The organism is Desulfotruncus arcticus DSM 17038 (assembly GCF_900113335.1).
GTDB lineage: Bacteria > Bacillota > Desulfotomaculia > Desulfotomaculales > Desulfallaceae > Desulfotruncus > Desulfotruncus arcticus.
In genome coordinates this window covers 1-14,694 of the sequence record NZ_FOOX01000016.1, presented here as the reverse complement: position 1 = coordinate 14,694, position 14,694 = coordinate 1, and the positions used below count along the sequence as shown (strand labels likewise).

The 14,694-nt window shown below is 44.7% G+C and carries 8 protein-coding genes and 1 pseudogene; 4 read left to right on the top strand and 5 right to left on the bottom strand.

The window, feature by feature from the left end; genetic code table 11:
* Nucleotides 1–80 precede the first annotated feature (80 nt).
* Nucleotides 81–5,600: a 5'-nucleotidase C-terminal domain-containing protein gene (locus BM056_RS18640; RefSeq protein ID WP_092473265.1), complete on the bottom strand. Its 5,520-nt coding sequence runs from the start codon at nt 5,598–5,600 to the stop codon at nt 81–83.
* 697 nt (nt 5,601–6,297) lie between these two features.
* Between BM056_RS18640 and BM056_RS18635 the strand changes: the two genes are divergently transcribed.
* Complete coding sequence (locus BM056_RS18635) at nt 6,298–7,254, top strand: YibE/F family protein (RefSeq protein WP_238456548.1); 957 nt, start codon at nt 6,298–6,300, stop codon at nt 7,252–7,254.
* Nucleotides 7,255–7,415: 161 nt separating this feature from the next.
* Here the strand turns inward: BM056_RS18635 and BM056_RS18630 are convergent, their stop codons facing one another.
* Nucleotides 7,416–8,660, bottom strand: coding sequence for an MFS transporter (locus tag BM056_RS18630; RefSeq protein WP_092473261.1), 1,245 nt, complete (start codon nt 8,658–8,660; stop codon nt 7,416–7,418).
* A gap of 603 nt (nt 8,661–9,263) precedes the next feature.
* On the opposite strand from BM056_RS18630, the gene BM056_RS18620 reads away from it, so the two are divergent.
* Nucleotides 9,264–9,623, top strand: a complete 360-nt coding sequence (locus BM056_RS18620; protein ID WP_165613606.1) for a FlxA-like family protein — start codon at nt 9,264–9,266, stop codon at nt 9,621–9,623.
* A gap of 81 nt (nt 9,624–9,704) precedes the next feature.
* On the opposite strand, the gene BM056_RS18615 is transcribed toward BM056_RS18620, so the two are convergent.
* Both BM056_RS18615 and BM056_RS18610 read right to left on the bottom strand, forming a co-directional pair.
* Complete coding sequence (locus BM056_RS18615) at nt 9,705–10,673, bottom strand: methyl-accepting chemotaxis protein (RefSeq protein ID WP_092473255.1); 969 nt, start codon at nt 10,671–10,673, stop codon at nt 9,705–9,707.
* An 86-nt stretch (nt 10,674–10,759) separates the two neighbouring features.
* Nucleotides 10,760–12,010 carry an HD-GYP domain-containing protein gene (locus tag BM056_RS18610; protein ID WP_092473253.1) on the bottom strand — a complete coding sequence of 417 codons (1,251 nt, stop codon included), beginning with the start codon at nt 12,008–12,010 and terminating at the stop codon, nt 10,760–10,762.
* Between the two features lie 421 nt (nt 12,011–12,431).
* Here BM056_RS18610 and tnpA point away from each other — a divergent pair.
* Both tnpA and BM056_RS18600 read left to right on the top strand, forming a co-directional pair.
* A pseudogene (gene tnpA, locus BM056_RS18605) lies at nt 12,432–12,823 on the top strand (IS200/IS605 family transposase).
* Complete coding sequence (locus BM056_RS18600) at nt 12,798–13,910, top strand: RNA-guided endonuclease InsQ/TnpB family protein (protein ID WP_092473251.1); 1,113 nt, start codon at nt 12,798–12,800, stop codon at nt 13,908–13,910. The pseudogene tnpA and the gene BM056_RS18600 overlap by 26 nt, the downstream one beginning before the upstream one ends.
* Before the next feature lie 66 nt (nt 13,911–13,976).
* Here the strand turns inward: BM056_RS18600 and BM056_RS18595 are convergent, their stop codons facing one another.
* Complete coding sequence (locus tag BM056_RS18595; RefSeq protein WP_092473249.1) at nt 13,977–14,246, bottom strand: hypothetical protein; 270 nt, start codon at nt 14,244–14,246, stop codon at nt 13,977–13,979.
* Nucleotides 14,247–14,694 lie beyond the last annotated feature (448 nt).

Here is a 14,694-nt window from a genome sequence, read left to right as displayed (position 1 = left end):
AAATTATAATTCTGCAACCTCATTTTTAGCCGGTAAATTTAATGCAAGGGAGCAGGAAACCCGCTCCCTCTTTTAATTAGTTAGTTGACATTTATTGAAGTTTCTACCGGCTCGGCCAGGGGCTGCCAAGAAGTTGTGTTTGACCAATCACTCCAGTAAAAGCCCTTTACTGTACATGTTCCACTGGTTGTCGGCTGATACAGTACAGAATATTCCGTATTCTGGTCACCATATACTTTAAGTCCTTTTGCTGCATTCAGAAAAACCGGCTGATCGCCGTTAAGCACTTCCACAATGGCTAATCCGGGTATGTCACCGTCAGAATTTTTCCTGGCTTTCCAGGTCAAATAGTACTGTTGGCCGCGTTCAAGGTTGCCGGTGACCGGCTGTTGATTGCCGTCTACTACGAGAAGGCTCTCAATAGTAGCAATTTCCTGATCAGTCTTTTGTTTATTCTGGATACGCTGTTCTATTTGAGCGGTTATTCCTGCCGTTCCAGCCGCCGTGACAGCGTCGGCCAGGGCATCTCTAATCAAGATATGGGTATCAACCATATTGGTAGCCTGTAAAAATGCCCCGAAACCATCACCGCCTCCAGCCATGAAGTTATTCGTCGCCACTTTGTAAGTTGTAGTACTATCGGTCATATCCACTGGCGTACCGTCGCTCTTGGAAATGCTTACCACTTTGCTGCCAAAGGGCTGGTTAGGGTCATAAGTAAATTTCAGCCCGGAAACTTGAATGCCTTTGCCACCCTGTTGCGCTGCCGGTACTGATGTATCTACGCCCACAGCCTGTTCCAGCAGTAATTTAAGTTGGGTACCGGTCATATCACAGGTTACGATGGTATTGTCAAAGGGCATAAACTGGTAGATCGTTGACATGGTAATTTGCCCCTGGGGTATATCACACCGGAGGCCGCCATTGTTCTGGAAGCCAAATTCGGCTTCGCCTTCGCTGCGTGTCACATCCGTGGCCCAGTTGCCCGCCAGTGATTCGCCATAGGGCGAATCAGCCTGCGAACGCCCCATGTAAATCTGCGCCGATCCCAGAACCTCATTTAAAATCGGTCCGACCTCTTCCATTGCATCAGCAACAATTTGTTTTGCAGTTTGGTCGACAGTCGGCGTTGCCGTTTTATAGCCATAAGGGTAAACCGTGCTGGTGGTATCCTGAGCAACATAAGCCGAGTTGGCATTATCGAAAGTTATACTGCCATCCTCATGCAGGATGAGCTTAAGGTCAATATAACCTTTACCGTTACAGCTACCAATTTCCAACGGCATGCTTTTTCCCGAGTTTGTGGTAACCGTCGTACTGACGACACTGTGGGTGTGTCCGCCTAGAACAGCATCGACACCAACCAGATTTTCAGCAATGTCCACAATGGGACCGGAAGTGCCGTTGTTTAAGTCATCTCCCTCATGGATAAGAGCGATAACAATTTGAGCGCCGTCTTCCGTTCTAGCCTGCTCGGCGTATTTGTTGATATAGGTCACATTGCTGAGCACATCATAATCCTTAATGTAGTCAGCCAGAACAATACCCGGTGTTTCCTCGGCAATTCCACCGACCACAGCAATCTTCACCCCGTCAAGAGTAAATACCTTATACGGATCGAACACGGGATCCGTCGTGTTGCCTTTTGGAAACAAATTGGCGCAAATTATGGGGTATTGGGCAGCTACAGGATTGGATATGTCGGTTACCTTATCCAGACCCCAGTCAAATTCGTGATTGCCCAAGGCTGAAGCGGCAACGCCAATATAGTTGAAGATTTCCATCACCGGCTCACCATACAGCAGATTGGAGATAGCCGTCCCCTGGTAATTATCTCCACCGGACAAGATCAGGGTACGGTCCGGATTATTGGCATACACATTATTTTTTATATTTTCCGCCAGTACCCCGGCAATCTGGTTGCTTGCGGTATCGCCAATATTACCATGTAAGTCTGTTATCTCTACGATGTCAAAAATCTTATCCGACGGCGATGCAGCTCTAGTAACATCAGCAGCATTTTGGACAAGTAACTGGAGATCGTCATAGATTGAAGCCACCGCTATTACATCAACCATGTCGCCGGCATTGAATCCAGTAAGCGACGGCATTTTATAGATATTAATGGTATTACCGTCCGCATCTGTTAAAGGAGTGTTGCTGTCCGTCGTGGTTCCCAGGATAACATCTTTAATTTTAATTCGTTGTGATTCATAATCAGCAACTTGCTTGATTGTCACGACCTTGGGGTCAGGGAGAGGGTTGTTGCTGCTAAGAATAGAAACATCCGTTGCCTGGGGACTCATTTCCAATAACCCGTGATAGAGGCTCAACGGACCGGTGGCTCTGATTTGGTCGCCTTGTTGAAGAGCAGGTGACAATCCGGAGACATAAACGTTAATGCCTGCTGAATTATCCTGAATATAATAGTTTCTTCCATCCGTATAGGTTACCACCCCGGTTACCGTCGCTGTTTGCCCGGCACCGAGATCCCTGGCATCAAGGATCGATCCGGATGATTTGACTATGTCCGCTGCACTCCGGATAATAAGCTCGTCATGGTTATAAGTTGAAACTATGCCTACTATGTCCACCTTGTCGCCTTTACCGATACCAGTAAGTGCTGGTATCCGATAGATAACGGTGCTATTTCCCGATTCATCAGTAACCGTGGTTTCACCACCGGTAGTAATGTCTCCTAAAGTTAAATTTTCAATTTTTACTAGTTGAGATTGATAATCTCCCGTCTGGTTGACGGTTATAACTTTGGGTTCGGGAATGGCATTGCCACTGCTAACGATGCTAACGTCCGATGGTTCAGGCATCATTTCCAATAACCCGTGATATAAACTCATTGGTCCGGAAACTTGGATTTTGTCACCCTGCTGAGGGGCGGGTGACAGTGAGGTATTATAGACACAAATACCAGCTGTACTGTCTTGTATGAAATAGGAGCCGTCAGTGGTGGGATTGACACAGGTTACAATCCCTGTTACCGTCGCTGTTTGATCGGCGCCGAGATCCCGGGCTTCACTGATAGGAATGCCGACATCGGCAGTCATATATTTTACATGTAAAGTTGGCACCTGATCCGAGTGGCTGCCGGCGCCTTCAAAGGATTCCGCCGTTCTGTTGCCCGTACCGCTGAAAATAAAGCTTATGGCGTTTCCTTCAGTCCATCCGTCTTTGTCTATAATTTCCTGTACCAGAGACGCCAGATTGGGGGTTTGCTGGGCTGTATCAGCTTCATGCGTTGTAGTCCATATGGGGGCGTCTGCCCAGTTTACAGAAGTTGCCGTCTTGACACGCGAGGAGACAGTATAAGGGACATTTTCAAAAGCAGTTGAATCAGCAACATCCTCAGCATGAATATTTACGTCAAAGGGATTATGGCTCTTATCCGGTTCGTCAACTGAAAACTGAATATACGCGTCAAGAATTGTCATCCCTTTGGGTATGGCCAGGTCGGTAAATCTAATACCAATGAGCTGGTTCTTTACATCGGTATCGGTTGGGCTTTCCCAGGTAATCTCCAGGTCGGAACTGTCCCAATCCAATGACCCGTCTGCACGTTCTTCCATATCGTCCAAACCGTTTTTGACGGGAACTACAATTTCGGTTCCGTTTGCCGTCGCTAAAACCGTTATTGTCACTGTATTACTGGTGCATGTTTTTTCGTCAAGGGTGACTTCCGCCGAAATAGTTACGTTGACATTACGAGAAGGTTCATTTTGTACGGTTACCGTTCCATCCGCAGATATGGCCAGTATATCTTCTTGATCAGTCTGATATTCTACTGTGGCGGAAGAGAGGTCCATATCGGCCCCCAGGGTGTCTTTCCCTGTTAAAGCAAGCTTGATGCCCGCGGTGGAATTAATTGTTATCGTATCGTCATCCGCCGTTAATTCAACCATTGCCAGTCCATATGGGTTTTGCACCTTAATATCCAACTGGTTGCTTGAAACCATGTCGTTTCCGTCATATACCTCGGCCCAAACCTTAACGGTTTCATCCATAGCGGGCTTATTCTTCACTGTCACAGTGCCGTCCGCCGCAATGGACAAAATGTCGGCGTTATCCGTTTTATATAATACATAGGTATCGGAAAGGTCTACATCGTCACCATTACTGTCTGTTGCAGCCAGACTGAGTTTAATGCTGCTGGAATCATCCGCTGCAAGTAAAGTATCCCCGTCTGCCGTAAGGGTCAGTTGGGAAAGATCCAACGCAGGCTGTGAACCATCTTTTTTAATGGTATATGTGTCGGTCAGGGCCATGGTATCGGTTCTGTAGGTAGAAATGTTTAAGCTGTCGGCCGTTACGGTAAGCCTGGAGAAGGTCGGTACGCGGATCTGGCTCCTGACCACGGAATAGGTTTCCGGAATGGCTTGCAGGTCATAATATTTACTGCCGCTGGCGGAGTTTAAAGTGATATAAAGGGTGCCTAACGGGTTGACAACGGCGCCATTGGCATCAACATTTTGATTTGTTAGCGCTTGATCTTGATACATATGGTAAGTTCTTGTATAACTATGATCATGCCCGTTTAATACCAAATCAATTTTATATTTGTCGAATACAGGGAATAATGCTTGTCTTAAATTTATGATGGACGACGATGTGGAATGGCTGGCCGAACCGTAAACGTCCTGGTGGAACATAACCACTTTCCAGGTTGCATCCGGGTTCGCTTCGATCGCTTGCTCCATGAATGCATCGTGTTCAGCGCCGCTGGAGTTATTTGTATTTAACACCATAAACAAAGTGTTGCCGTATGTGAAATAATAATCACTGCTCCCTGGAGTGGTGGTAGCGTATGAGGAAAGATTGGGGAGATTAAAATGATAGTCGTAATTGGCGGCACCGTTGTCATGATTGCCCAGTAACGGTGCAACAGGCAAACTCCTTAGTTCCGGTGGCGCGAAATAGCCGGTGTATTGGGATTCATTGTTATTAGAATTGACCTGATCACCAAGAGATGCCAGAAAACTCACATCGGGGAATTGGTTAAGCGCCTGGGACATCGTGTCTTCCCAGCCACTGGTGTCACTTGCAACACTGCCGCCCGCACCGATCTGGGGATCACCGACTGCCAGAAAACTAAAGGAGTTGGTATCATGGGTCGTAAAGTTGTAAACCGGACTCCAGTTTTCATCATTACCGTCCCCTACACGATAAATATAATCAGTGGATTCCTGCAGGCCGGTGACAGTTGCCTTGTTGGAAAAAAAATCTGTAACTGCCGAAGAAACTGTGCCGGTATACGTGGTTGCACTGTCAACCGGAAAATCAGGTCCGGTCATATCATCTTTCTCGGCAACCTGAACCACACTATTGGTCGAAATAACATTAGAGTACCAGGCAAAATTTAATTCTGTAGCATCTCTACCCGGTGCAAACGTAATATCGGTAGCAGCATAAGCTTCATATGTCTCACTCAATACAGTATTATATGTTTCACTTAATACTGTCCCTTGGTCAACACCGTTATTTTGATCATTACTGTTGTCAACGGCAAATGCATTGACCGGAACAACAACGTTACACAAAAGCATGCAAATCAAAAGTACAGTCGACAAAACCTTCCTTGTGAATCTCATATTAACCTCCTTGAAATAACCGGATTGATACTAACAACTTTGCCATATCCTTCGAGGACACAATAGTTTAAGTTTATTCTTACTTATCACATCACCTCTCTCTTTTATCAACTAAACCATGCAGGGATCTTTGTAATTGATGATTTGCAGATAAACATACGAAAACACTCCACGCATAATCCTTTTGATAAATTATACCAATCATATGTTAATTTACCGGTTTGCAAATGTTAACCGAAAGTAAAAATTTATACATTAATTTTTTAACATCATCAATCATGGCAAGTCAGATAAAATTCAACCAATTAAACCTGATCCATTCGTGCCCTATAATTTAGACCGCCAATTAAATTACATACCTGCTGATAATTGCATTTCTTAACATTAACTTAATCAATACTTATAATGATTAACATGGATTTAATGCAAACTACATTGTATTTCTTTAAAATAAAATTATAAGCGTTAAATCAAAATACTTAGATCTTGGGCTGATAAGGGAGACCAAATGAAACATCCAAAAATTATTCAAATAACCCTATCAATCATAATATTCCTCCTTTTTTCAATCTTTCTGTATCACTTCAACACAGGTAACCAGACAAGCCGGAATGTATCCGGCACAGTTAACAATATAAAATATGAAAAGGCAAAAATTCTTAAAGTTATCGATGAGTCGCTGAAGAAGGATGATTTCTTGAGTGGATTATACCGGGGCACTCAGGATCTGGAGGTTAAAATTCTGACCGGAGAACACAAAGGAGAAGTTCATACTGTAAAGAACTATTTAAGCAATTATTACAATGTACTTGGCAAAGAAGGCATGTACATCACTATAGCATATGATTCCGCCGGTGCCGGACATACTCAGGTTTCAGTTTATAATTATTATCGAGCACCGTATTTATACGGCTTTACTTTTTTATTCTTTGGAGCACTATGGGGAATAGGTGGTAAAAAAGGTTTGTTGTCTGTTTTAGCTTTAATATTAACGTTTATGTGTATACTTTTTTTGTTTATACCAATGCTATACAGGGGGTACTCACCAATTTGGACTTCTGTAATAATTGTTGTACTTGCCACTTCAATTACACTCCTTTTAATGAACGGATGGGGTCCTAAATCCATTTCAGCCATTCTCGGTACAATACTTGGAGTTGTCATTGCCGGCTTAGCCGCCAATGCAGCCGGGTCGCTGGCGCATATCTCAGGTCTCAGCACCGAGGAGACCGAATCATTACTTCTGATCGCCTCAAATACACACATGCATGTCCCCGAGCTTTTATTTGCCGGTATTCTTATTGCATCCCTCGGCGCCATCATGGATATAAGCATCTCCATCGCCTCAGCCATTCAGGAAGTACACCTTTCCAATCGCAAGCTCAAGCAAAATACACTGTTTACATCCGGGCTAAACGTTGGGCGAGACATGATGGGAACAATGTCCAACACCCTTATTCTTGCCTTTACGGGCACTTCCCTTAATACACTCATTTTGATCTATTCTTATAATGTCTCATATAATCAATTAATCAATATGAATTTAATCGGCATTGAATTCATCCAGGGATTATCTGGTAGCCTGGGAGTAATATTAACCGTACCCGTCGTTGCCTTTATTGCCTCAAAGCTGATTCCTGCCATGAAGAAATAATTAAAAGGATTTGTAAATCAACTGCCGAAAGGAGAAATATTAGCATTGCATAGGGTAATTTGTTCCATGGATCGAGGTTAGTTACAGGTGGTTATTTAAGGCTAGGGATATTAAAAGGCGCGCTAGGTGAGAACTAATATAGCGCGCCTTGTTGGTGTTTTTTATGCATTTTCCTGCTCGGACAGGCAGTTACTTGGCTGGTTAGCCGGCAGGCTATACAGCGGCAGGATAAATAAAAGGCTGATGATAAACAGTATTCCCGCCGCTTCATATATGGCAACCAGAGAAAACATTTTTTTCAACAGGCCCGCCATGCCCATTGTAATGACCATGGCCCCGGTAAACAGAGGGCTTAAAATGCCGTTGACCCGGCCTATAAACTGGTGATCAGTGTTTTGCAGCATTATTGTGTTGATGCCTATGGAGATACAGGGGAGTACCAGGCCGCTGATAAACTGTCCGGCCAAGGTTAGCCATGTAGTAGTCGATATACCACATATGGCTATGCCGATAGCATCGAAGAACAGGCCGAAGATAAGCAGTTTTTGCGGTGCCGCCGCTTTGGCGAAAACCGCGGCCAGCCCGCCGCCCACAATCATCCCCAGCCCGTAGACGGTCAGCAGCCATTTTAAAAATTCCTTTTCCTGCCCGAGTCGTTCCGTGACCAGGAACACGCCCATCGGCTGGATTAACCCCAGCGCCAGGCCGGCAGCCAGAAAACAGGCCCCCAGCAGCGTGAGCGCTTTCTTGGACAGCAGGTAACGAATCCCGGCCGCCATCTCTTTTAGAATTGGCGCAGGCACTATGCTTTCCTCCCTGATATCGGACGGCAACAGCAATAACAGAGCGGCGGCCGACAGCAGAAAAGCGGTTCCCGTTAAAGCAATGGCCACATAAATGCCCAGGGTTTGAAATACATAAGTGCCCAGTACCGGTCCCAAAACCATAAATATTGAAAAAATGGTTTGGTAAAGCGACATGCCGGCCTGTATCTCCTGGGCGGGTAAATGCATTTTAAACAGCTTCAGCCCGGACGGCTGCGAGAATTGAGACAATATCGCCGAAAACAGGGTGGTGAAAAAAACAGCCTGCCAGGAGCCGAAAACCAGTGCCAGCAATACGGCAAATACCGAAACGGCGCTCAAGACATCGCACCAGATCATCGTCCGTTTGGGCCGCCAGCGGTCGGCAAAGGTGCCCCCGATAAAAGAGAAGATAAAGATGGGCGCGAACTCAGCAACCGAAACCATTGAAACAGCGAAAGGATCCTCTCCCGTCATTTCCACTACAAACAGCAATACAGAAAAATTACGTATCCAGATGCCGATTTGCAAAAAAAACTGGGATAACAGGATGCCTTGCACAACGCTATTGCGATATAGACCGGATGTGGATGATGCAGACAATAGAAAACCTCCTTATCGGTTATTCCGGACAGGAGGTGGAAAAAAACAAAAAGAGCCAGTACTCGCGTACCAAAATAATCCTTTTGTAATATAAAAAATACACACTAACCCTATCCAGAAAAATATTTCGTATTACGAATGTTTTTTGGGGAATAGGATTAGTTGATCATTAGTTTAAAAGTCACCCTTCCAAGTAAATTTAATAAAGAAGACTTGGTTCAGGTGGGGTTTTGACCCCACCTGAACCTTAGTCGCACTTATTTCGAGTTTATCGCCGCTTAACTCCCGCCTGTGGAGGTGGGAGTCTTAGCGTCGGTTAACGAGATAAACTTTAGTGAACCTTAATTATTATATGCGCTTTTTTACCCACTGTAAATACCTCACGGTGTATCTTTATCCCTGTTTCAACTATATTTTTGACCTGCGTGATCTTCTGATATTTGTTTCTGCAAATTTAAAAATATTAAGTATACATTCAGGGAATATTCAGGAAACATTCAGGATATTCTTGTTTTTTGATGTAAGATATAACTATAGGCAAAAATTAGTAATAAATTGAGCGGTGTTACTAGCCATATTTGATTACAACGAGGGGGTATAAATGTGAATATTTCATCATTATCTTCTGCGGCTAATACTGTTTTATCGGCAAACACCTCTACATCATCCAGTGATGATATAGATCAATTAGAAAAGCAAAAAGCAATTCTGCAGCAGCAAATTCAAACAGAAAACCAAAGCAAAGACGATGCCCAAACAAAGCAGGAAAAAATTAAGCAACTGCAGCAGCAAATACAGCAAATAGAACTGCAAATTGAGCAGTTACAGGCTAAAAAGTTCAACCAAAACCAAAATTTAGAACCACCTGCCAATAGCAATACCAATAATAATGAAAATCAAAGCAATATTACTAACGATTTAACAGTTAATTCAACTGGCCAAAACATTGATGAACATGTTTAAGGATTCCAGGGAAACATCTTCAGCACCATAGACACATCAGGCTGCTGACATTGGCTTTTGTCAGCAGCCTGAAATAAAACATTATCTGTTTTCAGTGAGCATCTGTTTAACTGCGTTTGTCCAACTTTCTTTGCCGTTAACAGCCACCTTCCCCCGCACACGCTTTAGATTGCTTAACAATTGCTGCACACATTCCGATTGATCCTTTAATGTATCGGTGGTGTGGCCGGTGATACCGGAAAACTTGCCCACCACCTGGCTTACCTCCCCGGCCACAGCCTGCACCCCCCCCATCCCCAAATCCAGAGCTTCAGCGCCGGCATAGGCCTTTTCCACCGCAGTCACACTGATTACCATATGTTCTACAATTTCGTGGCAAAGATCGTTAACCCGGGCAATTAAATCCATGCCGGTTTGCACCCCTTCGACCCCCTGGGACATACTTTGCATTACCATTAAAGCACTATTTTTAACACGCTTGAGCGTGACAGAAACATCGTCGACCATTTTTTTGCTTTTTACCGCCAGCTTGCTTACTTCCTGGGCCACCACCGCAAATCCCCGCCCGGCCTCTCCGGACCGGGCCGCCTCTATGGATGCGTTTAGGGCCAGTAATTTGGTTTGGTCCGCTATGGATTTAATGTCTTCCAGCATCTCCCCAAAAGTTTTGACATCATCGCGCAGGCCGGAATATATATTGATCGACTCCAAAACCTGTTGTTGAATAGCTTTCATCTCCGTACCGGCTTTATCAAGGCGGACAACACCCTCTTCGGCAAACTCTTTCGCCTTGCTTAACGATGAGCGTGTGTCTTCCATTTGTTTCATGCTTTCCGTCACATGCCCGCTCAGTTCGTTTACCATACCCTGGGCGCACATAGCGGTTTCACCGGCTTCAGAGACCATGATCTGTACTTCTTGCCTGGAGTCAAGTAAGCTGCTGTTTAAATCAGCCACCTTTTGAGCCATACTATCCAATTCAGCAATTTCTTTTAAAAGCGATGGTCCGGTTGAAATTGCCGTATCAGCATTGCTTTTATTAAACAACATTGAAAAAAGCGCCGTATACAACACCCCCTGGTTGCGTTGACAATAATGACAATCATTATCATTAACTGGTTAAAATAAACTACCCTTTAAATAGCCGCAGTCACTTCATGCCCTGTATAATCTTTGACCCTTGCCCCGGATAAGTCATGCCCTGCATTAGACTCCTTGTGCCACGCTGCAAGCAGCGAAGGGTTTTGTTCAACCATTGCGGTAAAAGTATTTACCATATAGGGATCAAATTGCTCCCCGGCATGCATATGCAATTCACTCAGAGCCCGTTCCATGGACATTCTTTTGCGGTAAGAACGGTCTGAGGTCATGGCGTCCCAGGCATCGGCAATGGAAACTATGCGAGCCTCATAAGGAATGCCTTCACCCTTCAGCCCACCGGGGTAACCCTTGCCGTCTATTCTTTCATGGTGATAGTGCACGATAGAGCGAATGCCTTGTAAAAAATCCACCGGCTGCAGAATGGTTATCCCAATAACAGGGTGAGTCTTAATTGTTTCATACTCTTTTTGCTCAAGCTTACCGTTTTTATTTAAAATAGCTTCAGGAATGCCTATTTTACCTATATCATGCAGTAAGGCGCCATATTCGATGGTCTGGATTTCCCGGGCACTGAGCTTTAGCCCATGGGACAGCAGTACCGCCACCCTGGCTACGTTTTTGGAATGGTTGCGGGTGTACCGGTCCTTGGCATCAATGGCCGAAACAAGCGCAGCAATGGTCTCCAGGTATACTTGTTTTTTCCCGTTTTCCATTTTTAACAGCGTATTATGAAGCACCAGGGCCGCCTGGCCGGCAAATACGGATATAGTATCGATATCCTTGGGAGAATAATCTCCGGGGTGGTCCTCTCCCGCTGAAAGACGGTGCATTAACACAAGTATGCCGACTGTCTTTCTTTCCACAATCATGGGAACGGAAATAAAAGAAAGTAAAGCAGGGTCTGCCCTTACCATTTCAGTGAAACCCTTGGAGGTCTTGGTCAGGCAGATAACTTTCCTGCCGGCCTCCGGCCTCCGGATAAAATTAGCCTGGTCCAGTATTTTCTGAAACTGCTCTTCGGTCAGTTCCCCGCGCAGCAGCATAATTTGCGTAGCACCGGAAAAAGGTTCAGTAAGCAAAACTCCCCCCACTTCACTGTGGGTAATCTTGATGGCCAGGTCTAAAATTGCTGCCAGGGTGCTGTCCATGTCCGTAGTTTTAATTAAAGTTAGCAATACCTCGTTGACAAACTGGACTTCCTGTAACCTTTTCTTTAATTTAGAATTGCTTAAACCATTGATAGATTTGGCTTCTGTTGCTGAAAGAGTCCCTTTCGGCACGGGCATTATTTTTGCACCTCTTTTCTCAACTCTTCTTCGTGGCAACATTCACCGGTGCTGTTGCCGCCGCTGACGCTACAATTACCACCGTAACAACAACTTCCCTTCTATGCTCTAAATGTGAATAGAATTGTCTTTTTAATACAGCTCCAAAACACTGGTTTTTAGGGATATGTACTGGAAGCGATAAAGATAATCATCATCATTGTTGCCTAAAAAAATGATAATGATTATCATTTACATTGTATTTTTTATTGCCACATTAGTCAAGTAATAATTTAACTTTCCCGCAGGGAAGTCCCCGCCCTGAGCCTTCCTTGCTCGCGAAGCGAGGGTGAAGGGCGGGGATGAGAGGTGGGTCTTGTTTTTCAATGAACTATTGTTCTATATTGGTTCTGTTGTTACAATATAGCCATGAAATACCAAATTGATAGAGTTTGTCACTCAGTATATTCACTTCGCTTCCATTACGTCTGTTACGTCAAGTACCGTCGAAAAGTTCTCACGCCGGAAGTATCCGAGTTTCTAAAGAAGGTAAACCAAGACATAGCCGGCAAGTTCGGCGTACAGATAATCGAACAAGAAACTGATAGGGATCACATCCACATTATCTTTGCATCAAAACCGGCAGTTCAACTTTCCAAGTTTATCAACTCCTTAAAGTCCACTTGAGCCAGGTTGATATTCCGCGATTACCCGCAAGTTGAAAAACAACTTTGGGGCGGCAACTTCCGGTCGCCAAGCTATTTCTTATCCACTGTCGGGGAAGTGAAACTGGAGGATGTCAAAAAATATGTCCAGTCCCAAGGGAATCCGTAATTATAAGTTTCGTATCCACCCCAATAAAGAGCAGGAACGTAAGCTAACTAATTGGCTGGCCACGTGCCGTATAATCTACAACTCGGCCCTGGCCGACCGGAAAAACTACTATGAACGCAATAGCAAAGGGCTAACCAGGATAGCACAACAAGAAACTCTCAAAGCCGATAAAGCAAAGCGCCCGCAGGTTAAAAAAGTCCATTCACAAGTAGCCCAGGAAGTTTTGTTCCGGGTGGAACGCGCCTACAACAATTTCTTCCGCCGTGTGCAAGCTGGAGAGAAACCCGGATACCCCAGATATAAAGGGCCGGGGCAATATAAATCACTTACTTTCACCCAGTTTGGCGATGGCCTTGGCGCCTCGTTCCAAAACGATAAACTAAAACTATCCAAGATAGGCTTGGTTAAAATAGATTTGCACCGGGAGATCTACGGTAAAGCAAAGACCTGTACCATAAAACATGAACAATCCGGCAAATGGTACGCGATAATAACAGTGGAAGAATACCCGGTACTATACTCTCCCAATTGGCAGTCCATCGGCCTGGACGTGGGAATAAAGGAGTTTGCCGTATTATCCAATGGCGAAAAAATAGCTAATCCCAAGCACTTACAAAAATCCGAGCGCAAACTCAAAACCCTCCAAAGAAGTTTGGCACGTAAGAAGAAAGGTTCAAAGAACCGGGCTAGAGTTAGGCTTAAACTGGCAAAACAGCATGAAAAAGTGCGTAACCAGCGCAAAGACTTCCACCATCAACTATCCAACCAACTGGTATGGAAGTATGGCAAAATTATAGTGGAAGACTTGCAGATAACAAACATGGTCAAAAACCATAGCCTGGCAAAGAGCATTTCCGATGCCGGTTGGGGCGAATTCATCTCCATGCTGACCTACAAGGCTGAGAGTGCCGGTAGGGTATTGGAGAAAGTGCCGCCCCACGGAACGACGCAGGAGTGCAGCCGGTGTGGTAATATTGTCAAGAAAAGCCTGTCGGTAAGGATACACGCCTGCCCGCATTGTGGCCTGGTTCTCGACCGGGATCACAATGCCGCAATAAATATTGTACATAAGACTAAAGCATCATAGTTCAAAAATCTGTGCCGCCGGAACGGCGGACAAATGCCCGGGGAGCTAGGTTGCATTAAGGACCTACTATGAACCGGGAAACTCCGTAACTTTGTTTTGCTCTTGGAAGCCCCTTCCTGAGCCAAGCGAAGGGAGGGGTAGTTCACCAATATTCGCATCAGAAACCACCTGCGCCAAACTATAAAGGGAATGAATGTAGAAGCCTATTAATAATCGAGAAAGAAAAAGGAAGTTTTGAGCGCGAGGTTCTTCCCAATATTCAACCAAAAATAGGAAAGTACGATAAACTTCATCCGGCTTAGCCCAAACTTTAGAGTCTTGTGTCGGTTTTAACATCCGTAACTTTCAGAGAGGAATAATGTCATGGATACCCTGAATATTTCGATTGCTCATGAAGAGGATATTTTGATTAACCATGATGAATCCGGAGAAACCCCCTATTATTAGAGTCTATATCCCATAATCTCTTGATTTCATAGAATTACATAAAATAGTACTGTGGGATTTAAACTTTCCATGATGGACGGCGGCCTTGACAGCCCTAAGGGCTGTAGTGTGTGTTAATTACCGATGGGCGGCTCCGAAAACATGTAATAAGCTTACCGTTCCATCGGACTTAATATTATACAACAGCCCTCTTAACGGGCTATCAAGGCTACCCAAAGGCGCCTAGTACTAAGGCCCAAGGGTTCCTCAGGGACTCACCAAAAACATGACTTTATTAAACCTTAACAATAAATGGTTTCACCTTGCCGGCTGCCAATTGTTCAATAAACTGTAAAGG

Coding starts and splice junctions, on each gene's coding strand:
- BM056_RS18640 (WP_092473265.1), bottom strand. CDS start 5,600: ATGAGATTCACAAGGAAGGTTTTGTCGACTGTACTTTTGATTTGCATG.
- BM056_RS18615 (WP_092473255.1), bottom strand. CDS start 10,673: ATGTTGTTTAATAAAAGCAATGCTGATACGGCAATTTCAACCGGACCA.
- BM056_RS18610 (WP_092473253.1), bottom strand. CDS start 12,010: ATGCCCGTGCCGAAAGGGACTCTTTCAGCAACAGAAGCCAAATCTATC.
- BM056_RS18600 (WP_092473251.1), top strand. CDS start 12,798: ATGTCCAGTCCCAAGGGAATCCGTAATTATAAGTTTCGTATCCACCCC.
- BM056_RS18595 (WP_092473249.1), bottom strand. CDS start 14,246: ATGTTAAAACCGACACAAGACTCTAAAGTTTGGGCTAAGCCGGATGAA.